Origin of the sequence: Streptosporangium sp. NBC_01755, assembly GCF_035917995.1 — a bacterium.
Lineage (GTDB): Bacteria > Actinomycetota > Actinomycetes > Streptosporangiales > Streptosporangiaceae > Streptosporangium.
On the sequence record NZ_CP109131.1, the window covers coordinates 3,458,596 to 3,480,821 of the forward strand.

Sequence of the window (22,226 nt, forward strand, 5' to 3'; positions counted from 1 at the left end):
CCGCCCCAGAGCCTTCCCCTAGAACGACATTCTAATGTAGCTTGCCGCACCCGACCGGGGGGCGTCAGCAGGTTAGCTGTACCAACCAGACGGTATGCCGGCAGGGTACTGATCTATGTCGGCTCCCCACTTACCCTCCCATCACCTTCCGTGTGATGTTAGAAACTTTGCGTGACGACGCATCGGTGGAGGAACGAACGACGGGGCCTGCTCAACGCGGCGGTCCTCGCGACCTGTGTCGCGGCCCCCATGCTGGCCTGGGCGCCCCCCCTCTCGGCGCTCTCGACGACGGGCGGCGCCGGCCCGCCCGCCCCGCAGGTCGTCCAGCACGCCGGGAAGCCGATCTCGGCCTCCGGCCGATCAGCACACCCGGAACCCGAGACGGACTACTCGACGACTGCCTCCCAGGCCGGCCGGGAGCCCGGATACCCGGCCACGCCGCCACCCGAGATGAAAGCCGAGCCCGACTACCCGACAGCACCTCCCCGGGTGAACCGGGAGCCCGGGGATCCTGTCGCGTTTCCCATCAAGGTGAAACCCGAACCGGACTATCCAACGGTGTTCCCGCCGGAGACCGATCATCCGAAGGAGCCGCCAAAGAAACCGGGCTATCCGGCAGACATTCCAGTCAAGCCGGAACCGGAGCCAAAACCCAAGCCCAAGCCGACACCCGAGCCCGAACCGGAGTCGCCGACGCCCACAGCGCCTTCACCGACCCCGCCGCCCCCCTCTCCCTCACCGACCCGGCCCCGGCCCCTCCCGCCCGCCCCGCCCGCCTACGTCCCCAAGGCGGTCGTCACGCCGACGCCACCCCGGACCCGCCCCCCGCGGCCCGCACCGGTGACGCGCCACAGCGCTCCCCCCCTGCTGCGGCAGCGACTGGTGCTGGACCGCTACGCCGAGCGGCGCAAGGGCACCGACCGCAGGCTCGTCCTCCTGGTGATGTTCACCGGCGTGATCTCGGTCACCGCGGTCGCCGCCCTCAACCACAGGGGCCGCGGATAGCGCGGGCGGCACCTGGGACGGCCGAGCCCGCCGGTGGAAGATCCACCGGCGGGCGTCTCCGATTCTGGACGCGCCGAGTTACGGCTGGTCGGGAAACCGGCCGTCGATCTGGTCGTACTGCCGCTGCGCGGCCTTGAACGCGTCAGGCTCGACGGCGCCGAGACCGCTGAACGGGTGGCTGATCAGGATGATGAAGCACACCCCGATGACGACCACGCCCACCCGGACCAGATCGGCGATGATCGACGGGAACGTGGGACGCACCCTGAGCGTCCAGGGCAGCGCGATCACCAGCAGCCCGGAGAGGATCAGCAAGGCCACGAAGATGCCCTCCAGGCCGGTGCTCGCGTCGTCACTCCTTACGGTTCGAGCGTGGGAGATCTCGGAGATCCGGTCGAGCGCGTCCTGCTGGAGGTTCTTGCTCGCGTCACCGATCGGCTGGAGCCGGAGCACCGAGGCCCGCATGTCGGCGAGGGTCTGCCCGGGGAGCGGGGACATCTCACGGTCGGCCATGAGCGGCCAGTCGAGGTCGATGCTCTGCGCGGTGTACTGGCGGATCTGGGTCCTGACGGGCGCCGCCTCGGGGATGGGTGCCACCGACCAGTACATCTCGGTGAGACTCTCGGCCTCGGCCTGGACGTCGGCCTCCGTCGTCCAGAGCCCGTCCCGGCACAGGACCGCGGCGTAGGCCAGCACCAGCAGATAGACGGCGAGGGCGAGGTTGGCGGAGAAGTCGATGGACGACGAGCCGTGCCCGTCGTCATCCCGCCCCTTCCTCCTCAGCACGCGGAACGCGATCAGCAGGATCGCGACGGACAGCACCACCAGCACGGCTACCCAACCCATGGGACTCCCTTGAATCCGTCATCGAATCAGCCACTCAGAGTAATCAGATCGACACGATGATTCCTGGAGTTCCGCCGGTATTCACTCGCGGAGTTCGTGAACCCCCGCGATGAAGTCACGGGCGACCCCGCGCAGGCCGGGCAGGTGCGAGAGCCCCACCAACCGATCCACCAGCGGCACGATGAGCTCGATGAACCGATATGTCCGTCGGCATCCCGCCGAGTCGTCGTGCACCCAGAACAGGACGACGCCCATCGACATCAGCCAGAGCAGTTCGGGCAGCTCGGCCCGCAACTCGGCGTCCATCCGGCCGGAGGATCCCTCCACGACCCGCCGGTAGATCTCGATCGACGCGTCCCTGGAGGGCGAGGACTCGGCGCTGAACGGGTTGAGCGGGTTGCTCGGCTCGGCAGCGTGCTTGAAGAACTTCACCGCGAACTCGTGGTAGGGCTCGGAGACCCGCACCCACTCCCGCAGCACACCTTCCAACCGTGCGGCGAATCGGTGCTCGGTGGCCAGCAGCTTCTCGCACGCGGCCTCGTGCTCGGCCTGAGCCCGGTCGTAATAGGCCTCGACCAGGACCTCCTTCGAGGCGAAGTAGTAGTAGGCGTTGCCCACCGACACCCCGGCCTCGGCGGCGATGGCCCGCATCGTGGTCGCCTCGTACCCTCGCTCGCGAAAAAGCCGCAGGGCCGTCTCCACGATGACCTCACGGGTCCTGTCTGATCCACGGCTTCTCGGGGGCGGCTCGGCCATAGAGCACCTGTCACCTATCGGTTGGAGCTGGGAGAACGGGCTCGGCTGGTCTCTCTCCACTGGACGAACCCTAGATCATCCGTCCCGCGTCACCAGGGAGAAGCCCCAGTCGACGACACTAGGCGCGCCACATTGTCCCCGCCACTCATATCAACTATTGCCACACCGCTCTCATCTCCGTGCGCCCGGCGGCAGCCGCCCACGGCGGACCCGATCATGCCGATCACCGTACGCCCCCGCCTCAGCAGGTCATCGAGCCGCACGATGATCCCCATTACCGGGCAAAAACAACCCTTCGGTAGGGATCATCCGGGTTCGGGGGTGGGATTGATCCATTTGGCGGAAGGGCTCCCGCGACAAGGGATACATAATGGGGACACGTCCCTGTAGACGGCGAGCTGCCCGGTTTACCGCTGGGGCACTGCTCGCTCTGCAGATATCTTTCATCGCATCGGCCCAGGACGACAGCGCGACCGCGGAGAGCGGACACGCACCGGCCACCGTCACGATCGTGAGCCGGCCGATCACGGCCGGCCCGGCGGAGGCACGCCGGTCCACGATCATCGGATCGTACGACATCGGCACTCTGGAAACCGCCCAGGGCTACGTCCGAGGGCTCTACCACCGGACAGTCCGCCACGGCGGAAAGGCCGCGTTCTCCCTCCAGGCGAGGGACATCGCCCGGGCGGGCACACCACCGGAACAGGCTGCCCCCCTGATCCCCGAAACCACACTTCAGAGCCCCCGGGAGACCCGGGCCCTCCAGGCACGGTCCCGCCCCGAGACCTTCGCGGAGCAGGCCCCCTCCGCCCCCAAGAACGCGGCCGAGGCCCACCCCCCTCAGGCGCGGCAGGCCAAGCAGCGCCAGCCGGTGCGGCTGGCACAGGCCGACGCCAAACAGCGCCTGCGGGCGGCGGGCCTGACCTGGAGCTCCTCAGGTAAATGCGCGAACCGCCGCAACCAACACTGCACCTCGCTGGAGGCGGTCCGGGCCGCCACCGTCTCCGACGTGATCGAGCTGAAGCGCCGCAGCTGCTGTCCCCTGGTCGTCACCGGCGGCACCGAGGTGGGTCATGCCCCGGGTCCCTACAGCCACTACGCGGGCTACAAGCTGGACATCAAACCCAACGCGTGCATCAACCGCTACATCACGAAGAACCATCCATCACAGGGCGTGCGAGGCGACGGAGCCCCCCTGTACGGCGAATCGGCGACCTCGGGCACCCTCTACGCCCGCGAGACGGACCACTGGGACATCCTCTTCCGCTGACCCGCGAGTCCTTTGCCGCAAAGGGCCGTGCGGCGGCATCCGGTGCCGCCACACGGCCGGGAAGGTCACCCGAACTCGGCCGCGACCAGCTCGGCGATCTCCGCCGCGTTCAGGGCCGCGCCCTTGCGAAGGTTGTCGCCGCAGACGAACAGGTCGAGGGTGTTGGGGAAGTCGAGCGCCTGGCGGATTCGGCCCACGTAGGTGGGGTCGGTTCCGACGACGTCCACCGGGGTCGGGAAGACACCGTTGGCCGGGTCGTCCATGACGACCACGGTCGGAGCGGCCTCCAGGATCCGATGGGCGTCCGCGACGGTGATCTCACGCTCGAAGGTCGCGTGCACGGCCAGCGAGTGAGTGGTGATCACTGGGACGCGGACGCAGGTCGCCGAGACCTTCAGATCACCGATCCCGAGGATCTTCCGCGACTCGTTGCGGAGCTTGATCTCCTCGGAGGCCCAGCCGCCGTCCTTGAGCGAGCCCGCCCACGGCACCACGTTGAACGCCACCGGCGCCGGGAAGGGCGACTCGGCGTCCCCGAGCTTGTTCTGCAGGGCCTTGCGCACGTCACCGGCGGTCTGCCCGACCGTGCGGTCGCCCGCCAGGGCCTCGACCTCGTCGTAGAGGCGTGCCGAGCCCGCCACGCCCGCGCCGGAGACCGCCTGGTAGGAGGCGACCACCAGCGCGCGCAGGCCGTACTCCTCGTGGAGGGCGCCCATCGCGGCCATCATCGACAGGGTCGTGCAGTTGGGGGTGGAGATGATTCCCAGCGGCCGCTCACGCGCGGCCTCGGGGTTGACCTCCGGCACGACCAGCGGGACCTCGGGGTTCATCCGGAAGGTGCCCGACTTGTCGATGACGACGGCGCCGCGCTCGGCGGCGATCGGCACCCACGTCGCGGAGACCTCGTCCGGCACGTCGAAGATCGCGATGTCGACGCCGTCGAAGACCTCGGGGGTCAGCTCCTGGACGACGAGGTCCTCGCCGCGGACCCGCAGGACCTTGCCCGCCGAGCGGGCGGACGCGACGAGCTTGATGTCCCCGTAGACGTTCTCACGGCCGGAGATGATGTCGCGCATCACGGTGCCGACGGCACCGGTCGCGCCGATCAGGGCAAGGGTGGGCTTGCGGCTCATCGCCCGGTACCTCCATAGATCACGGCTTCAACCTGGTCGGCGTCGAGGTCGAACGCGCGGTGCGCGGCGCTGACCGCCGTGTCCACCTCGTCCTGTCCGACGATCACCGAGATACGGATCTCCGAGGTGGAGATCATCTCGATGTTCACCCCCGCGTCGGCGAGAGCGGCGAAGAACGTCGCGGTGACGCCGGGGTGCGAGCGCATGCCCGCTCCGATCAGCGAGACCTTGCCGATCTGGTCGTCGAAGAGCAACGACTCGAAGCCGATGCGCTCCTGGATCTTCTTCAGCGCGGTGAGCGCCGCGGAGGCGTCACTCGTGGGCAGTGTGAAGGAGATGTCGGTCCGGCCGGTCGTCGCCGCCGACACGTTCTGCACGATCATGTCGATGTTGATCTCAGCGTCGGCAAGCGTTTTGAAGATCGTCGCAGCCTCGCCGACCTTGTCGGGCACCCCGACAACCGTGATCTTGGCCTCGCTCCGGTCGTGCGCGACGCCGGAGATGATCGGCTGCTCCATCTCTGTTCCTTCGCTGTCGGGGTCGGAGACGACCCACGTGCCTTCCTTGGTGCTGAACGAGCTTCTGACGTGGATCGGCAGGCCGAAACGGCGAGCGTACTCAACGCAGCGCAGGTGCAGGATCTTCGCACCGCAGGCCGCCATCTCCATCATCTCGTCGTACGAGATCCTGGGAATCTTACGGGCGGTCGGGACGATGCGGGGGTCGGCGGTGAAGACGCCGTCCACGTCGGTGTAGATCTCACACACGTCGGCGTTCAGGGCGGCGGCGAGCGCGACCGCCGTGGTGTCCGAACCGCCCCTGCCGAGCGTGGTGATGTCCTTGGTGTCCTGGGAGACACCCTGGAACCCGGCCACGATCGCGACCTGGCCGCTGTCGAGCGCCCCGCGTATCCGGCCGGGCGTCACGTCGATGATGCGCGCGCGGCCGTGCGAGGAGTCGGTGATCACGCCGGCCTGGGAGCCGGTGAACGAGCGCGCCTCCTGGCCGAGGTTGGCGATCGCCATCGCCAGCAGCGCCATCGAAATGCGCTCACCCGAGGTAAGCAGCATGTCGAGCTCCCGGGCAGGCGGGAGCGGCGAGACCTGCTTGGCGAGGTCGAGTAGTTCGTCCGTCGTGTCGCCCATGGCCGAGACGATCACCACGACGTCGTTGCCGGCTTTTTTCGTCGTGACGATCCGCTGAGCGACCCGCTTGATGCAGGACGCGTCGGCGACGGACGAACCACCATACTTCTGAACAACGAGCGCCACGAGATGTCTCCGAAGCAATCTAGGGCTGTGGAGTTCACAGTCTACTGGCGCCCTAGTTGAGACCTTCTGATGTGGCTCAGTATGTGGACGATCACACGGTTGTGCGCTCCTCGGCGACATCAAGCCGGGTATGGGCGACAAGGGCCTGAAGTGCCCGCATCGCCGCTCCAGCGTGGTTTCCCCAGGTATTGAAATAGGAGTACTGCCACCACCAGAGAGCCTCCAGCGGGCGACCCGCACTGTGGTGTCGCAGACCGTGCAGGAGGTCGGCGGCCACCGCCGTCAGGTCGTCCGACAGCCGGTACGGGGTGACCACGGTGTCCTTGTAGGGGTCGAAGACCTCGGCGTAGTCGTCGACCGGACCCAGCCGCTCGGCCAGAGCCGTTCGGACGGCGTCGACGTCCGGGTCCTCGCCCAGGTGCGGTTCCCAGTTGCCCGACAGGATCACGTCCTGGCTCGCGCCAAGTTGCGCGCCGGCCGAGCTGACTTGCGCGACCTCCACCAGCAGCAGGGGCAGGATGGCGTCGCCGCCCTCACCACCCGCCAGGCGGGTCAGGCCGTCGATGTAGTTCTTCGCGTGCTCCGCGATCCGTTCCGCGAGAGCACTCCACGCGTCATCAGACATCGAGGAGCCTCCTTCCCTCGAACGCGCGGCCCAAGGTGACCTCGTCCGCGTACTCGAGGTCACCGCCTACCGGCAGACCGCTGGCCAGTCGTGTCACTTTCAGTCCCATCGGCTTGACCAGACGGGCGAGATAGGTCGCCGTCGCCTCCCCCTCAAGGTTGGGGTCGGTGGCGAGGATCAGCTCGGTGACCTGGCCGTCCGCCAGGCGGGTCACGAGCTCTCTGATGCGCAGGTCGTCGGGGCCGACACCGTCGATCGGGCTGATCGCCCCGCCCAGCACGTGGTAACGGCCTCGGAACTCGCGGGTCTTCTCGATGGCCACGACGTCCTTCGACTCCTCGACGACGCAGATCACGTGGGGATCGCGCCTGGTGTCACGGCAGATCCGGCACTCCTCCTCCGCCGCGACATTGCCGCAGACCCGGCAGAAGCGGACCTTCTCCTTGACCTCCAGCAGAGCGTGCGCGAGCCGTTTCACATCGGCCGGCTCCGCTGCCAGCAGGTGGAACGCGATGCGCTGCGCGCTCTTGGGACCGACGCCGGGGAGCATCCCCAGCTCGTCGATCAGGTTCTGGACGACCCCTTCGTACATGACCTAGAACCCGGGAAGCTGGCCGAGCCCGCCCCCGCCTCCCAGCCCCTGTGCGAGGGGACCGAGCTTCTCCTGCTGCAGGTCGGCCGCGGCACGCACGGCGTCGCGGATGGCCGCGATGACCAGGTCGGCAATGGTGTCCGCCGTCTCCTGAGGATCACCGGGATCGATGGCCTCGGCGCTGATCTCGAGTTCGAGCAACTCGCCCCCGCCGTTGACCGTGGCCACGACCAGGCCGCCGCCCGCGGAGCCCTGGACCTCCGCCTCGTTCAGCTCCTGCTGGGCGCTCACAAGCTGCTGCTGCATGAGCTGTGCCTGCTCCAGCAGCTGCTGCAGGTTGACATCCCCTGGGTTCACCGTCGTTGTGCTCCTCATTCGTGACATCGGTCGTCACGAGCCTACGGGTTCCGAGCCGGGTGTTGTACTGAAGTGAGCACGGGTTCCCTGAGGATGGGGATTAAACCTCCGTCGGGCCCCGGGCCCCCTCCAGACGTCCGAGGCCCGACATGACACGCCCCGGAGCGGCCGCACACGGCGACGTGTGATCGAAAGGTAACCGCCCACAGGTTGCACACACGTTGCGATCGTTCACTCACGTTTCGCACACTCTCTTTGATCGAACGGGTTGCGTGCGGGGTCCTTGAGCCCCGATGCTTCGGCCATCGGCTCTATTCCGGGGGGATATGTGCGCGACAGCCACATGAGAGCTGCCCAGACAGCCGATCTCGACTCCTACGCGTCACGGCTGCGACGCCTGCACGAAGCTCTGATCAACGGTGAAGCTCCGGGTGAGCGCTACCTCGCAGCTGCCGGGGAGGCGACGACCGCATGCCGTCGGCGAACCTGACCCCGGGTGGCACGGATGGCGAGCTCAGCGCGGAGCCCGTCAGGTGTGGTCGATCTCGCCGATGATCTGGCCACCCAGCTCGCGCTGGATGAGGGCCATCCCGGTGAGCGCGTCGACGTCGGCGTCCGCGTCGTTCAGCGGGTCGACCTCGTCGGCGTCGGGGGCGGCGCCGCGATTGCCGCGGGCGGGCACCGCGTCGGGCCAGGCCGCCTTGGTGCCGGTCTTGGCCACGGCCCGTGGGCCGGCCTGAGCCGCGGCCTTGGCTGCCGAGCGAGCGGCGGCCAGGCCGGGACCGGACCCGGAGATCGGCGGAGGAGGCGAGCCCGGGTCCTCCGGCATGGGGGCGTCCGGCCAGGAATCGTCCGTCGCGGGCAGGGCCTGACGCGCCGGGGTTTCCCGCTCCGCCTGCGGCGCGGGCGGAGCAACGGGGGTGGGCGCCTGCGTCTGCGCCTGCGGTGGCTGGGGCGTGGGCTGCCGGGGGGCCGGAGACTGTCTCGGGGCCTGTGCACGGCCACCGCCCGACGGCGCGGGCCCGTTGCCGACGACGGCCTCGACCTTCCAGGTCCCGCCCAGGACCTCCTGCAGCACCGCGGCGACGACCGCGTCCTTGCCGCCCCCGGTGAAGTTCTTCATCGCGCCGACCTGGGCGAACCCCAGAGTTACGATCTTGTCTTCGACCCCGACGATCTGGGCGTTGGTGTTGACGTTGGCCCACACGACGATGCTGCGCCGCTTGAGCGCGGCGAGCACCTGGGGCCACGCCTGCTGCACAGCCCCGCCCCGGGAACCGGACGCCGCCACGGGCGCTGCCGCCGCATCGACCGGTGCGGGCATGTCCGGAGCCTGCTGGACGGGCGTCTGAGCCTGCTGTCCCGAAGCCGGCGCGCCGGGCCTGACCGCCACGGGCCAGTCGTCGCCCTGGCCACCGGACGGCTCGGCGGGTGCCTTGACGACGGGCGGTGCGGGCCGCTCCGCCTGCGGCGAGGGCGCCGCGTGAACCACCGGTGCCGGAGCCGCGACCTGCGGAGCGGCATGTACGACGACCCCGCCCTTCTCCAGCCGCTCCAGGCGTGCCAGCAGCGCCGCCTCGCCCTGCGCCGCGCCGGGAAGCAGGATCCTGGCGCACATCAGCTCAAGGAGCAGCCGGGGCGAGGCCGCACCACGCATCTCGATCAGGCCCGCGTTGAGGATCTCCGCGGCACGGGTCAACTCGGCCGGGCCCATCGAGGCCGCCTGGGCCTGGAGCCGCTCCAACTCGTCGCCCGGCCGGTCGAGCAGCCCGCTGGTGGCCGCCTCCGGCACATTGGCCAGGATCACCAGGTCGCGGAAGCGCTCCAGCAGGTCCATCGCGAACCGCCGGGGGTCGTGGCCGCCCTCGATCACCCGGTTCACCACCTGGAACACCAGCGCACCGTCGCGGCCGGCGAAGGCCGCGACCACGTCGTCGAGCAGGTCACCGTCGGTGTAGCCGAGCAGGGAGACAGCGCGCGCGTACGTGATGCCCGTCTCGTCCGACCCGGCGAACAGCTGGTCGAGGATCGAGAGCGAGTCGCGGGCGGAACCCGCGCCCGCCCGGACCACCAGCGGGAGCGCGGCGGGCTCGAACGGGACGTTCTCGGAGGTGAGGATCTCCTCCATGAGCGCGCGCAGCGCGGCAGGCGGGATCAGCCGGAACGGGTAGTGGTGGGTCCTGGACTTGATCGTCCCGATGACCTTCTCGGGCTCGGTGGTCGCGAAGACGAACTTCAGGTGGGGGGGAGGCTCCTCGACGAGCTTGAGCAGCGCATTGAAACCCTCGCGGGTCACCATGTGCGCCTCGTCGATGATGTAGATCTTGAAACGCGACGACACCGGCGCGAAGAAGGCCCGCTCGCGCAGGTCGCGGGCGTCGTCCACGCCCCCGTGCGAGGCGGCGTCGATCTCGATGACGTCGAGGTGGCCGGGGCCGGTGGGCGCCAGCGCCACGCAGGACTCGCACTCCCCGCACGGGTCGGGGGTCGGGCCCTTCTCGCAGTTCAGGGAGCGGGCGAGGATGCGCGCGCTGGACGTCTTGCCGCATCCTCTGGGCCCGCTGAACAGGTAAGCGTGGTTGATGCGTCCGCTGCGCAGCGCCTGGCGGAGCGGATCGGTGACGTGCTCCTGCCCCTTGACCTCGGCGAAGGTTCCGGGCCGGTACTTGCGGTACAGCGCAAGACTCATGCGACGATCCCAGCTGCGAGGGGTCCTGAAACGAGGAGACCCCTCGCACACCCGCCAGAGCCCGCTTATCCTTGCTGCCTTCCGGCCCTGGGGAGGTTCACAGGATGACGCCGCGCGAGGGGTCGACCCTCAGTCTAGCCTCAGATACGAGTGCTCGGGGTCGGAAATCAGTGGTCCGCGCACCTCGAAAGTTGGGTAAGCTTCTCCACGGAGGATTCGCCTAGTTGGCCTAGGGCGCACGCTTGGAAAGCGTGTTGGGGGCAACCCCTCAGGAGTTCGAATCTCCTATCCTCCGCCACCTCGAAGGGGCCGGACGGTACACGCCGTCCGGCCCCTTCGACGTTTCAGCTCTCAAACGTTCACCGCCGAACCTCATGCCTTCGTCCGCGTGCGGACATGTCAAGCTCATCTTGGGGCAGGGGAAGCGCCCTCAGCAGATCGAATCGAGAAGGCACTGAGCGCCGCGTCCGCCGTGGGCGACGACAACATCCAGGAACGGACCCAGGGCCGCATCACCCCCGCGGGCTTCACCCACGAAACGTTCGCGCAGCGCGTCAAGCAGCGCGTCAAGTGGTGCACCACCGGCTACCGGAACGGCGATCCCGGCAGGTGCGACATGTTCTCCGGTGGCATCTGAGAACTCCGGCGGCGCTGAGTCGGGTGCGTCCGAAAGATGGCCTCCGACCTGCGGCGATGAAGGCCGGACCGGCGAGGGGCCGGATTCTCTTCTAAACTACGTACTGTGATCTTCAAGCTGGTCGGCGATGGACGGCCCTACCCCGAGCACGGTCTCTCGCATCGCGAGTGGGCGCAGATACCGCCGCGACAGGTCCGGCTCGACACGCTGATCACCACGAAAGCGGTGCTCGACCTGCACTCCCTGCTTGCCAAGGACTCCACGTTCTACGGCGACCTGTTCCCACACGTGGTCCAGTGGCGCGGCGACCTCTATCTGGAGGACGGCCTGCACCGAGCCCTGCGCTCGGCCCTGCACCAGCGCTCGGTGCTACACGCCCGGGTCCTGGAACTACCCACGGAGAGCTGAGCCCCCGGGTGGGACAAGGGGATCCGCAACGGGATCCGCCGGGCTCGCAAAAGGGATGGGGCGGCAGGGGAAAGACCGCAGGAGGCAGGACGCGAGATAGGGCTCCCGCGATCGCGGGAGCCCTATCCGTGTGGCGGTGGAGGTGGGATTTGAACCCACGGATAGGTTGCCCCATCACACGCTTTCGAGGCGTGCGCCCTCGGCCACTAGGCGACTCCACCGCGGAGCAGCCTACCGGATAACCGCTATTGCTCGCGCATCCGGCGAGCGGTGAAGAACTCGGTGAGAACCGCCGCGCAATCATCGGCCAGGACTCCCGGCAGGACCTCGGGCCGATGGTTGAGGCGGCGGTCTCTGAGCACGTCCCAGAGCGACCCCGCCGCTCCGCCCTTGGGGTCCACGGCGCCGTAGACGACACGATCGACCCGGGCGAGCACGGCGGCTCCCGCGCACATGGTGCAGGGCTCCAGGGTGACCACCAGCGTGCAGCCGGTCAGCCGCCACCGCCCGCACGCCTTCGCGGCCTGCCTCAGCGCGAGCACCTCGGCGTGTGCGGTGGGGTCCGCCGAGGCCTCCCTGTTGTTTCCCGCGCGCGCCAGCACGGAGCCGTCCGGGCCGATGACCACCGCACCGACGGGCACCTCACCGCGGGCTCCGGCTTCGGCGGCCTGCGCCAGGGCGAGCCTCATCTCCCCGACGTAGGCCGTCAACGCAACCGGTCGAGCTCGTCGGCGAAGGCCAGCCGCTCGGCGATCACCGAGAGCGTGTCACCGGGGAGCGCGCCCTCCTCCATGCTGAGCTCGACGAGCTCGTCGGAACTCAGCCCGAGGTCGTCCAGCAACTCGAAGTCGCCCGCCGGCCGCACGCCCAGGTCGGGGGTGTCCTTGTCGACCGCCACCCCGGCGAGCTCGGTGAAGAGCTCACCGAGGCCGTCGGAGAGCCCCGCATGGGCGTCGGACAGGAACGTGCGCGGCTCCAGGTCGCCCTGGTATCGGACGATCGCGAACCATTCGTCCTCCACCTCCACGCACAGAAGAGCAAGCTCGTCGCCGTTGAGCCCCAGATGCTCCTGAACGGCGTCGCCGAGATCGTCGACGATCTCGGCCTCACCGAGGTCGACCTCCGCGCCCTTCCAACCGTCCGTCGTACGGACGAAGGCCGCAGAGAAAACGCTGTTACCGGGTGGTCTGGAGGGCATGGCCGATCTCCCGAGGTCAGCCGAACACAGAGTCGATGGCGCGTTCGAACGGCTCGGAGAACCCCAGCCGCGCGGCGATGCTGGACAAGACGTCCTCCGGCAGGAGGTCGATGTCGCCTGACAGGATGCCGAGCTCCATCTCGTCGAGGCCCAGGTCCGCGAAGATCGACAGATCGCCCGCGGGGAGCGCCGTCTCCTCGTCCTGAAGAATCGCGTCGAGCTCGTCCTCGTCGGGAACCGGCACGTCCAGGTATTCCAGCGCCTGCCGGGCGAGCGGGAAATCCCAGGACGCGGCGATGTCGGAGAGGAAGACCTCGACCCTCTCGCCGAACACCCGTAGCGCCACGAAGAACTCATCCCCAACGGCGACCAGGCCAATCGTGCCGTTCATGCTCGGCTGCTGGCGCAGGGCGTGGATGAGGCCATCGAGGTCGGATGTGAGGGCCACGGGGAGCATCTCCGCCTCCCAGCCGTCGTCCTCGCGGTAGATCACGATGGCAAAGTCCAGCGAGTCTTCGTCTGACATGGCCATCCCCACCGAATGCTTTCTCTACGGATGTCAATGCTTTCAGAAGCGAGACCCGGACGTGGGTCTCTCCGACCAAATTGTGATCAAATCCGAGTGAGCGGGTGATGTCGAACAGGTACCGCCCTTCGTCCCCCCGGCCTGTCGCCGACCGAATGTCCAGGATATCTTTGGCCACCATGGAAACCCTGGTCGTCGACCATCCTCTGGTGGCCCACAAGCTGACCGTGCTGCGGGACGCGAGCACGGACTCGCCCACTTTCCGGCGTCTCGCCGATGAGTTGGTGACCCTGCTGGCCTACGAGGCGACCAGGCACGTCCGCGTCACCGAGTGGTCGGTACAGACGCCCGTGGCCCCCGCCAAGGGCGTGCGGCTGGCACAGCCCTACCCGCTTGTGGTCCCGATCCTGCGCGCGGGACTGGGGATGCTGGAGGGCATGACCCGGCTACTGCCGACGGCCGAGGTCGGTTTCCTGGGAATGATCCGCAACGAGTCCACGCTGCAGGCGGAGACCTACGCCACCCGGCTGCCCGAAGACCTCTCCGGCCGTCAGGTCTACGTGGTCGACCCGATGCTGGCCACCGGCGGCACCCTCGCCGCTGCGATCCAGTTCCTCTTCGACCGGGGCGCCGACGACGTGACCGCGCTCTGCCTGCTGGCCGCCCCCGAGGGCATCGCCTACATGGACGAGGTCTTCGCAGGCAGCGGCAAGCCGATCCGCCTGGTGACCGCGGCCCTGGACGAGCGCCTGAACGAGCAGGGCTACATCGTCCCAGGGCTGGGCGACGCCGGAGACCGCCTCTACGGCGTCGTCTGAGCACTCTCCGCATCGCCGCCGGCCCGAATGCTCCGGGATTTCAGAACCATCCTTTTCTCTTGAAGGACGGTTCTTCTACCTGTCGATCGTTACATAAAGCTGTCGTGCGGGTACGAAGAGTCGCGAAGACATCTCTTCTGTGTCCCCGGTCCGCCGAGGCCGCGGGCGCACACCAGGGAGAACCATGAGCGAGCGAATCATCCCGGACACCGAGCCCGACCCTTACGCGGACTTCAGCGCCGCGCTCAGGGACGAGTTCTCAAAGATCCATCCGGCGACCACGGTGACCCGTTGCATAGAGGCGGCTCACTACGGAGCGCTGGAGGTCGTCGGCCACGCCCATCCGACGCTGGTCGAGCGGATCGCTCGCAAGCACCTCGAAGTCCTCGCACTGGTCGCGAGCGAGCGCGGGTGACAGAGGTGACGGGTGACGAGGCGCACGGACGGGCTGGATGTGCCCCGCGAGGATTCGCACAGGATCCTCGCGACGCGTACGAGACCGAATGAGCCGATGCGCTTTACCTCGGCACGGCCCTGGGTAATGTATATGGCGGGTGCAGTGGGTGAGTGGTAGTGGGAGGCCAAGGTGCAGGTCAAGAAAGTCCTATCGTATAGCGCTGTCGGTTTTGTGGCGTTTTTCCTGTTCACCCGACCAGGTGACGCAGCCAACGCTGTAAGGGGTGCCATGGACACGGTTTACACGGCGGCCGATTCTCTGGCCCAATTCGTCTCACATCTGTCATGAGGCTCGTGACCCACGGGGACTCGGCTCCCTCGTCGGTCAACCGCTACCTACTCCCCCACGAACACCAGGTCATCATGGTGCGGCGCCACCCAGCCGTGCTGCTTCGCGCGGTCGCCGAGGTTTTCGGCGGCCTGATCCTCGCCGGACTGCTGAGCAAGTGGTTCGGCGACCAGGGCGGCGGCGGGGTGCTCGTCATCGTCTGGTGGGCCTGGCTGCTGTTGCTGATCCGCTTCGTCTGGAAGGTCGCGGAGTGGTCGGTCGACTACTTCGTCGTCACCTCCAAGCGCATGCTGCTCACCACCGGCTTGATCACCCGCAAGGTCGACATGATGCCGCTCGGCAAAGTGACCGACATGAGCTTCCAGCGCTCGATCCTCGGCCGCATGTTGGGCTACGGCGAGTTCGTCCTGGAGTCGGCCGGTCAGGACCAGGCTCTGTCGAGGGTTAATTACATCCCGTACCCGGAGACCCTCTACCTGGAGGTCTGCCAGATGCTCTTCCCAGGGGGCAATGATTCGGATGATTAGCGCTCTATGTCCACAATGACAGCAATGACATAGTGGCTGCCTACACTCCCTGGTGAGGATTTTTCACGCGGGGTTACCCGATTCGACTGCTTCATGCAATCATGGCGGGAACATTGACCACCCCCCGCCCTGAGAGATCAGATGCCGAGTCAGGGAACCATCGGTGACCGCGTCCGCAGGCTGCGACTGAGTAGGCGCATGTCCCAGGCCCAGCTGGCAGGACCCGACCTTTCCGACAGCTACGTCTCCCTCATCGAGTCCGGCAAGCGGACGCCGACCCCCGTGGTCGCCCGTCTGCTGGCCGAGCGACTGGGGTGCACCACCGAGTTCCTGCTGCATGGGATCGAGCCACGCCAGCGCATCGACACCGAGCTTGGTCTGCGCCACGCGGAGTTGGAGCTCCTCCACGGCGACCCGTCCGTCGCGGCGGATCGTTTCGGTGAGATCGTCAAGGTCGCCGGCGAGGAGAACGTGATGCTGGCCGCGCACGCGCGGCTCGGCCGTGCACGCGCACTGGAGGCCCAGGGCAGGGTCGGTCCGGCGCTGGAGGCGTTCGAGCGACTCCGCCGTGAGGCGGCCGCCCACCCCGAGCGCCTGGCCGACCTGCCGCTGACGGTGGCGCTGAGCCGCTGCTACCAGCGTGCCGGAGACATCCCTCGCTCTCGCGACCTGGCCGCCCACGCGCTCAGCGAGGTCAACCGGCTGCCCCTGTCGCAGGGCGAGATCGCCGTCGAACTGGCCGCCTCCCTGATGGAGGCCGAAGCCCCCCTCGGGCCCGGCTCACAGAGCATGTCCTACGTCCGGCACGTCCTGTCGGCCAATGGCGTCCCCACCGCGGTCAACCGCATCGCGGAGATCCACGCCCTCTGGCAGGCGAGCGTCACCGCCTCCAACGGCGAGGACTCGGCGCTGGCCGTCCGCCTCGCCGACGACGCGATCGCGACCGGACGCCCGGCACGGATGGCGTCGCAACTCGCCCTCATCGCGATGGACTGGGCACGTCTCGCCGCCTCCACGGGCGACGGGTCACTCGATGAGGCCCACGAGCTCGCGACCGGCGCCAGCGAGGTCTTCGCGGCGCTCCCCGAGCGCATCCACGAGTACGTCAGGAGCATCGTCGTACTCGCCCAGGTCCGGCTGGCGACCGGCGACGTTCAGGGTGCGGCGGGTCTGGCCAGAACCGCCCTCGATCTGCCGGGCGGCCAGGCGGGCGCCATCGGGGCGACCGCGCAGCTGGTTCTCGCCCGGATCGCGCTGGCCGACGGCCGAAGCGGCGTCATGACCGTCCTGAACACCGCCAGACAGTTGCTGAACGGCGTCCGGTACGAGCTTTCCGGTCCCGACCGGAAGGCCGCGCGAGTCTGGCGTGACCTCGGGGACCTGTACGGCCAGGTCGGTGCACGTGATGACCAGACCAGCGCGTATCGTAGGGCTCTCGAAACCGCTGGCGTGCGTGATGCGCTGGTGGGCGTGACCGTCGACTCGGCTCTGGTCCGGTAAGGCCGGTTTCGCTTAAAAGGTTCCAGATTTGTTTTCGCACCTCTGGAATAACTAGGGTCTACCAGTCATTGATTCATAGGATGATTGGTTTCTCCGGAGGAGGCGGACGGTGAGTCTGCGTACGGCGCAGCGAGCATCCCTCGTCGACCAAGTGATCGATCAACTCAGGGAGCAGATCACTTCTAACTCCTGGCAGATGCACGCGAAGATCCCTACCGAGACCGTGCTCGCCGAACAGCTCGGGGTCGGTCGCAACACCGTGCGCGAAGCGGTGCGGGCGCTCACACACGCCGGCCTGCTGGAGTGCCGCCAGGGTGACGGGACCTACGTTCGCGCCACGAGCGAGCTCTCCGGGGCCATGCTGCGGCGGCTACGCTCCGCCGAGCAGCTTGAGATCCTGGAGGTGCGGCGTGCGCTGGAGGTGGAGGCCGCCAGGCTCGCCGCCACCAGGCGCACCGACGCCGACATCGTCGCAATCGAGGCGGCGCTGGCCGAGCGGGATCATGCCTGGGAACTGGGCGAACCCAACGCGTTCGTCGAGGCCGACCTGGCCTTCCACATCGCGGTGGTCCGTGCCACCCACAACCTGGTGCTGATCGAGCTCTACGAGGACTTCTCGGCGGCGCTGCGTGCCAGCATCACCGCCGCGGGCACCTCGCTGAGCAGCACCCTGAACACCACCTACATCCCGCACGACGCCATCGCCCGCGCCATTTCCGCCGGTGACGCCGCCGCCGCCGAACACGCGGGACACGCGTGCATGGAGCACATCCTGATCGCCCTGACGGATGAGGGTCTCTCCGCCTGATATCTCCCGCCCATCCTTCTCACAGTGCGGGGCCCCGCCCACCGGCCGGTGGGCGGGGCGTGGAAGCGCTCAGGTCAGGCGCAGGGACATCACGAGGTAGCGAAAAGTGGGGTCGGCACCGCCGGGAACCTCGGTGATGAGGGCCGGGCGACTCGGCGACTCCATGTTGAGCCGGACGAACTCGGTCTCGACACCGCTCAGGCCGTCGAGCAGGAAGTGGGACTGGAAGGCGATCTGAATGTCGTCGCCGGACAGCTCCGCGGCGACGACCTCGGTGCCGCGGCCGATGTCGCCGCCACCCGCCTGGATGAGAACCTGCCCCTGACCGAAGGAGAGCCGGACCGCGGTGTTGCGCTCGGCGACCAGCGCGACCCGCTTGATCGCGTCGATGAACGGGGCCACCCGCAGATCGGCCCTGATCGACCAGTCGTCGGTCAGCCGCGCGCGGTAGTCGATGAACTGCTCGTCGAGCAGGCGGACGGTGGTTGACCTGCCCACGCTCTCGAAACCGGCGATGCCGTCGCCCAGCGCCACGGACACCTCGCCACCGCGCATCGATTTGGCCACCTCGACGAGCACCCGCGCGGGCACCATGGCGGCGGCCGTGGTACCCGGCCGCTCGGGGCGCCAGCCGAACTCCCTGGCCGCGATGCGGTAGCGGTCGGTGGCGGCCATGGTCACGTCGTCGCCGGAGATGTCGACCCGGATGCCGGTCAGCATGGGGAGGGTCTCGTCGCGGCTGGCCGCCGGAGCCACCTGGCCGACCGCGGCCGCAAAGATCCCACCGCCGACAGCACCGATCTTGGGCGGCATCTTGGGGAGGGAGGGAAAATCGTCAACCGGCATGGTCAACAGGCCGAACTCCGCGCTGTCGCAGGTCAGAACCGCCTCGGAACCGCTGGTGGCGACCTCCACCACGTCGCCGGGCAGGCTGCGGGTGATCTCCGCGAGAATCCGGCCCGGAATCAGTGCCCTGCCGGGCTCCGCCACGACGGCCTCGATCGAAACGCGAGCGGAGACATCGTAGTCGAAGACCGACAGCACGAGATCGTCGTCGGCCTCCAGAAGCAGGCCGGAGAGCACGGGAATGGCCGGTCGGCTCGGCAGCACCCGGGCCACCCAGGCCACCGCGTCGGCCAGGACATCACGGTTCACCCGGAACTTCACCTGATCATCCCTTCGTCCCGAACGGCACCGCCACGTGCGGAAACCGTCCTTCGACAGCACGTTATCCGCCAAGACCGACAGAACAGGGCCCGGGCCTGGGGAAATCAGCCTCGGGCGGCGTTGAGATAGGTCAGGACGGCGAGCACACGACGGTTGTCGTCGTCGGAGGGGGCAAGGTCGAGCTTGGCGAAGATGCCGGCCGTGTGCTTGCCGACCGCGCTCTCGCTGAGGAACAGGCGTTGGGAGATGGCCGCGTTGGAGCGGCCCTCGGCCATCAGCTCCAGCACCTCGCGCTCGCGCGGGGTCAGCGCGCCGAGCGGCTGGTGGCGGACAGTGCTGGCCAGCAGCTTGGCGATCACCTCCGGGTCCATCGCGGTGCCTCCCGCGGCGACCCGGCGGACCGCGTCGACGAACTGCTCGGAGTTGAAGACCCGGTCCTTGAGGAGGTAGCCGACCGCTCCCGAGCCGTCGGCCAGGAGCTCGCGCGCGTACAGCTGCTCGACGTGCTGGGACAGGACGAGCACCGGCAGACCGGGGACGGCCCCGCGCGCCGCCAGCGCGGCCTGGAGCCCCTCGTCGGTGAAGGTGGGCGGGAGGCGCACGTCGACCACCGCCACGTCGGGCTGGAGCTCGATCAGCGCCTTCAGCAGTTCGGGCCCGGACTCGACCGCTGCCACGACCTCGAAGTCATGCGCCTGGAGCAGGTGGACCAGACCGTCTCGCAGGAGGTACAGGTCCTCGGCGATAACGACTCGGAGACTCATCGGCCCAACCATAGGCGGGCCGGCCCGACCTCCGCCAACCGTTGCCGGCGGGAGTGCATCACGGGGATGAGCATGCCCGCGGCGTACATGGACAGGCCCAGCAGGATATTGAAGACGATCAGCGGCCACTGCACGGGCTCGGGCAGGTAGAGCGCGAGGAACCAGCTGAGGTGCTCGGTGTCGATGAGCTTCATGACCATCGTCACCAGCCCCTGCGGGAAGAGCGGGAGCCAGCCGAGCCCCCAGCAGATCCCGACGATGATGGCCTTTCCACGGGGCAGGGACTTGCTGTCGGTGCGTTTCTCGGCGAGCGCGTTGGGCAGGTCGAACGTGGCCGTGGTCGGGCCACCGCGCGGGCTGCTGACCGCGAGCACCCCGTCGAAGGCCGCCAGCCTGCGCTCGATGCCTCGCAGGCCGCTGCCCAGGGAGGGGTCGGCCCCCCCGGAACCGTCGTCGGTGACCACGACCCGCAGCGCGTGGTCATTGCCGCTGATGTCGATCCATGCCCGCTCGGCGCCACCGTGACGGGCCGCGTTGGTGAGCAGCTCGCTGATCGAGAAGTAGGTGGCCGACTCGACGGGCGAGTCCGGGCGGGTGTCCAGGTCCACGGTGACCGTGACCTTCAACGGGCTGTCCAGCGCCAGAGCGCGCACCGCGTCGCCGAGGCCACGCTCGGCCAGGACCGGCGGGTGGATGCCCCTGACCAGGTCGCGCAGCTCGACGAGCGCGGCGGAGGATGCCTCCCTGACCTTGCCGAGCAGGGCCTTGGCCGCGGCCGGGTCCTTGTCCATCAGCTCCTCGACCGCGCCCAGCGTCATGCCCATCGCGACGAGCCTCGCCTGCGCGCCGTCGTGCAGGTCACGCTCGATCCGCCGCAGCTCGGCCGACTGGGAGTCGACGGTCGCCAGGCGCGCCTGGTCGAGCCGCTGGATCCGCGCCGCGAGCACGGACTTGGCGGTGGGAGAGAGCAGCAGGCAGTTCCACCACGCGTACCCCCGCAGCAGGCGGGGCGTCGCGACCAGTGCGACGGCGGCGGCGCATCCCAGAGCCAGGGGCACGGTCACCGGGACGGCGAACCGGGACGCCAGGACGGCGCCTCCCGCCAGGCTGAGGGGTAGCAGCAACAGAGCGGCACCGATCACCGGATTGAGGAACAGCCAGACCCCGTCCCGCCAGGTGGCCGGGTCGCCCATCATCCACTTCCAGCGGTTGTTCCAGTCGGGCCAGCGCGGCGTCTTGTAGAGCTGGCGCTCGTAGCGGTACCAGCCGTCGGGCTGGGGCCGAGACGGCAGTGGCGGCGGCAGGTAGGGAGCCTGCACCGCGGTCCCGAGCCACCTGCCGGTCAACCTTCTGGCGAGCGCCGTACGGTGCCTGATCAGCTGGACCAGCGAGGGGAACATGAAGACCATCCCCAGCCCGAACGTCAGCACGAACGCGACCAGGGTCAGCGCCACCAGCACGGCGTCCGCCAGCGCCATCGCTCCCAGAGCCAGTGCCCTGCCGACCGCCACCGCGTACGTTCTCATGGGTCAAGTGTCGGCGATCCGGCCCGGACCTGCCCAGTGGTGGTGAACGCCGTCCGGGGGTGGAGGTAGCCACACCGCCTTCGGGTGCCTGGCCTGCCCCCTCCGGGGACCCAGACGGATTCTCCCCGCACGGCACGGCTCCTAGCGTCGGTGAGCATGAAGGTCATCGAGGTCAACAACCTCCGCAAGCGATACCGCGACCACCTGGCGGTGGACGACGTCTCGTTCACCGTGGAAGAGGGCGAGATCTTTGGAGTTCTCGGCCCCAACGGCGCCGGCAAGACGACCACCGTGGAGTGTGTCGCCGGCCTGCGCGTCCCCGACTCCGGTACCGTCAGCGTGCTCGGTGGCCTGACCGGTACCGGGCTCAAGGAACAGCTGGGCGTCCAGTTGCAGAGCTCCACGCTGCCGGAGAAGCTCAAGGTGTGGGAGGCGCTCGACCTGTACGCGTCCTTCTACCGGGCCCCCGCGAACTGGGTCACGCTGATGGAGCGGGTCGGGCTCGCCGACAAGCGTGACACCCCCTACGGGAAGCTCTCCGGCGGCCAGCAGCAGCGGCTCTCGATCGCACTGGCCCTGGTCGGCAACCCTCGGGTGGCGATCCTGGACGAGCTGACCACGGGGCTGGACCCCCAGGCCCGCAGGGACACCTGGGAGCTCATCGAACAGGTACGCGACGACGGTGTGACGATCCTGCTGGTCACCCACTTCATGGAGGAGGCCGAGCGGCTCTGCGACCGGCTCGCGCTGATCGCCTCCGGCCAGGTGGTCGCGATGGACAGCCCGTCGGGCCTGATCGCCAGGGTCGGCGGGCAACAGACCATCAGGTTCCGGCCCTCCCACCCGCTCGACGACTCGGTGCTCAGGGCACTGCCCGAGGTCACCGGGGTGAACCGCAGCGGCGGACAGGTCGCGGTCACCGGTACCGGCAACCTGCTGCTCGCGATCACGACCGCCCTGGCCGCCGCCGACGTCGTACCCGCCGACCTGCGTGTGGAGCAGGCAACCCTCGACGACGCCTTCCTGCGCCTCACCGGAAAGAAGATCTCCTCGTGAAC

24 protein-coding genes, 2 tRNA genes and 1 other RNA gene are annotated in these 22,226 nt (G+C 68.5%); 11 read left to right on the plus strand and 16 right to left on the minus strand.

Annotated features, from left to right (window positions below; all coding sequences use genetic code 11):
- Positions 1 to 171: 171 nt before the first annotated feature.
- Positions 172 to 1,005, plus strand: coding sequence for a hypothetical protein (locus OG884_RS16090; RefSeq protein WP_326646168.1), 834 nt, complete (start codon positions 172 to 174; stop codon positions 1,003 to 1,005).
- 78 nt (positions 1,006 to 1,083) lie between these two features.
- Here the strand turns inward: OG884_RS16090 and OG884_RS16095 are convergent, their stop codons facing one another.
- Both OG884_RS16095 and OG884_RS16100 read right to left on the minus strand, forming a co-directional pair.
- Complete coding sequence (locus OG884_RS16095) at positions 1,084 to 1,851, minus strand: bestrophin-like domain (protein ID WP_326646169.1); 768 nt, start codon at positions 1,849 to 1,851, stop codon at positions 1,084 to 1,086.
- Between the two features lie 81 nt (positions 1,852 to 1,932).
- Positions 1,933 to 2,607, minus strand: a complete 675-nt coding sequence (locus OG884_RS16100; protein ID WP_326646170.1) for a TetR family transcriptional regulator — start codon at positions 2,605 to 2,607, stop codon at positions 1,933 to 1,935.
- A 511-nt stretch (positions 2,608 to 3,118) separates the two neighbouring features.
- Between OG884_RS16100 and OG884_RS16105 the strand changes: the two genes are divergently transcribed.
- Positions 3,119 to 3,877, plus strand: a complete 759-nt coding sequence (locus tag OG884_RS16105; RefSeq protein ID WP_326646171.1) for a hypothetical protein — start codon at positions 3,119 to 3,121, stop codon at positions 3,875 to 3,877.
- A gap of 65 nt (positions 3,878 to 3,942) precedes the next feature.
- Here the strand turns inward: OG884_RS16105 and OG884_RS16110 are convergent, their stop codons facing one another.
- The 7 genes from OG884_RS16110 to ffs all read right to left on the minus strand — a co-directional run bounded on the left by OG884_RS16110 (position 3,943) and on the right by ffs (position 10,671).
- Positions 3,943 to 5,010 (minus strand): aspartate-semialdehyde dehydrogenase, encoded by a 1,068-nt coding sequence (locus OG884_RS16110; RefSeq protein WP_326646172.1) that lies wholly within the window; start codon positions 5,008 to 5,010, stop codon positions 3,943 to 3,945.
- A complete protein-coding gene (locus tag OG884_RS16115) occupies positions 5,007 to 6,281 on the minus strand; it encodes an aspartate kinase (protein ID WP_326646173.1) in 1,275 nt (424 codons plus the stop codon). The genes OG884_RS16110 and OG884_RS16115 overlap by 4 nt, the downstream gene beginning before the upstream one ends.
- Before the next feature lie 91 nt (positions 6,282 to 6,372).
- Complete coding sequence (locus tag OG884_RS16120; protein ID WP_030919805.1) at positions 6,373 to 6,906, minus strand: DUF5063 domain-containing protein; 534 nt, start codon at positions 6,904 to 6,906, stop codon at positions 6,373 to 6,375.
- Entirely contained in the window at positions 6,899 to 7,498 is a 600-nt protein-coding gene (gene recR / locus OG884_RS16125) for a recombination mediator RecR (RefSeq protein WP_326646174.1), read from the minus strand. Before recR ends, OG884_RS16120 begins: the two co-directional genes overlap by 8 nt.
- Before the next feature lie 3 nt (positions 7,499 to 7,501).
- A complete protein-coding gene (locus OG884_RS16130; protein WP_326646175.1) occupies positions 7,502 to 7,855 on the minus strand; it encodes a YbaB/EbfC family nucleoid-associated protein in 354 nt (117 codons plus the stop codon).
- Positions 7,856 to 8,384: 529 nt separating this feature from the next.
- Positions 8,385 to 10,544: a DNA polymerase III subunit gamma and tau gene (locus OG884_RS16135; RefSeq protein ID WP_326646176.1), complete on the minus strand. Its 2,160-nt coding sequence runs from the start codon at positions 10,542 to 10,544 to the stop codon at positions 8,385 to 8,387.
- Positions 10,545 to 10,575: 31 nt separating this feature from the next.
- Positions 10,576 to 10,671: signal recognition particle sRNA small type (ffs, locus tag OG884_RS16140), an RNA gene on the minus strand.
- A gap of 82 nt (positions 10,672 to 10,753) precedes the next feature.
- On the opposite strand from ffs, the gene OG884_RS16145 reads away from it, so the two are divergent.
- The 3 genes from OG884_RS16145 to OG884_RS16155 all read left to right on the plus strand — a co-directional run bounded on the left by OG884_RS16145 (position 10,754) and on the right by OG884_RS16155 (position 11,589).
- Positions 10,754 to 10,842: transfer RNA gene (locus OG884_RS16145), tRNA-Ser, on the plus strand.
- 90 nt (positions 10,843 to 10,932) lie between these two features.
- Positions 10,933 to 11,181: a neutral zinc metallopeptidase gene (locus OG884_RS16150; protein WP_326646177.1), complete on the plus strand. Its 249-nt coding sequence runs from the start codon at positions 10,933 to 10,935 to the stop codon at positions 11,179 to 11,181.
- A gap of 105 nt (positions 11,182 to 11,286) precedes the next feature.
- Positions 11,287 to 11,589 carry a type II toxin-antitoxin system VapB family antitoxin gene (locus tag OG884_RS16155; protein ID WP_326646178.1) on the plus strand — a complete coding sequence of 101 codons (303 nt, stop codon included), beginning with the start codon at positions 11,287 to 11,289 and terminating at the stop codon, positions 11,587 to 11,589.
- Positions 11,590 to 11,720: 131 nt separating this feature from the next.
- Here OG884_RS16155 and OG884_RS16160 read toward each other — a convergent pair.
- From OG884_RS16160 to OG884_RS16175, 4 genes are all read right to left on the minus strand, one after another.
- A tRNA-Ser gene (locus OG884_RS16160) sits at positions 11,721 to 11,810 on the minus strand.
- Positions 11,811 to 11,834: 24 nt separating this feature from the next.
- A complete protein-coding gene (gene tadA, locus OG884_RS16165) occupies positions 11,835 to 12,278 on the minus strand; it encodes a tRNA adenosine(34) deaminase TadA (protein WP_326646934.1) in 444 nt (147 codons plus the stop codon).
- Between the two features lie 17 nt (positions 12,279 to 12,295).
- The gene (locus OG884_RS16170; protein ID WP_326646179.1) at positions 12,296 to 12,787 is read right to left on the minus strand and encodes a tRNA adenosine deaminase-associated protein; all 492 of its coding nucleotides are present in this window, start codon (positions 12,785 to 12,787) and stop codon (positions 12,296 to 12,298) included.
- A 16-nt stretch (positions 12,788 to 12,803) separates the two neighbouring features.
- The gene (locus tag OG884_RS16175; RefSeq protein WP_245651776.1) at positions 12,804 to 13,313 is read right to left on the minus strand and encodes a tRNA adenosine deaminase-associated protein; all 510 of its coding nucleotides are present in this window, start codon (positions 13,311 to 13,313) and stop codon (positions 12,804 to 12,806) included.
- A gap of 179 nt (positions 13,314 to 13,492) precedes the next feature.
- Between OG884_RS16175 and upp the strand changes: the two genes are divergently transcribed.
- From upp to OG884_RS16200, 5 genes are all read left to right on the plus strand, one after another.
- The gene (gene upp / locus OG884_RS16180) at positions 13,493 to 14,131 is read left to right on the plus strand and encodes a uracil phosphoribosyltransferase (RefSeq protein ID WP_326646180.1); all 639 of its coding nucleotides are present in this window, start codon (positions 13,493 to 13,495) and stop codon (positions 14,129 to 14,131) included.
- 184 nt (positions 14,132 to 14,315) lie between these two features.
- A complete protein-coding gene (locus tag OG884_RS16185) occupies positions 14,316 to 14,546 on the plus strand; it encodes a hypothetical protein (protein WP_326646181.1) in 231 nt (76 codons plus the stop codon).
- A gap of 326 nt (positions 14,547 to 14,872) precedes the next feature.
- Positions 14,873 to 15,403, plus strand: a complete 531-nt coding sequence (locus OG884_RS16190) for a PH domain-containing protein (RefSeq protein ID WP_030919774.1) — start codon at positions 14,873 to 14,875, stop codon at positions 15,401 to 15,403.
- A gap of 141 nt (positions 15,404 to 15,544) precedes the next feature.
- Positions 15,545 to 16,903: a helix-turn-helix domain-containing protein gene (locus OG884_RS16195; RefSeq protein ID WP_326646182.1), complete on the plus strand. Its 1,359-nt coding sequence runs from the start codon at positions 15,545 to 15,547 to the stop codon at positions 16,901 to 16,903.
- 109 nt (positions 16,904 to 17,012) lie between these two features.
- The gene (locus OG884_RS16200; RefSeq protein ID WP_326646183.1) at positions 17,013 to 17,711 is read left to right on the plus strand and encodes a FadR/GntR family transcriptional regulator; all 699 of its coding nucleotides are present in this window, start codon (positions 17,013 to 17,015) and stop codon (positions 17,709 to 17,711) included.
- Positions 17,712 to 17,780: 69 nt separating this feature from the next.
- Here OG884_RS16200 and dnaN read toward each other — a convergent pair whose 3' ends face one another.
- The 3 genes from dnaN to OG884_RS16215 form a co-directional block, all read right to left on the minus strand.
- On the minus strand, positions 17,781 to 18,878 hold the full coding sequence (gene dnaN, locus OG884_RS16205) for a DNA polymerase III subunit beta (protein ID WP_326646184.1): 1,098 nt from the start codon (positions 18,876 to 18,878) through the stop codon (positions 17,781 to 17,783).
- A gap of 104 nt (positions 18,879 to 18,982) precedes the next feature.
- Entirely contained in the window at positions 18,983 to 19,642 is a 660-nt protein-coding gene (locus OG884_RS16210) for a response regulator transcription factor (protein WP_326646185.1), read from the minus strand.
- Entirely contained in the window at positions 19,639 to 21,168 is a 1,530-nt protein-coding gene (locus tag OG884_RS16215) for a sensor histidine kinase (protein WP_326646186.1), read from the minus strand. The genes OG884_RS16210 and OG884_RS16215 overlap by 4 nt, the downstream gene beginning before the upstream one ends.
- 156 nt (positions 21,169 to 21,324) lie before the next feature.
- Here OG884_RS16215 and OG884_RS16220 point away from each other — a divergent pair, with 156 nt between their 5' ends.
- A complete protein-coding gene (locus OG884_RS16220) occupies positions 21,325 to 22,224 on the plus strand; it encodes an ABC transporter ATP-binding protein (RefSeq protein WP_326646187.1) in 900 nt (299 codons plus the stop codon).
- Positions 22,225 to 22,226: the final 2 nt, after the last annotated feature.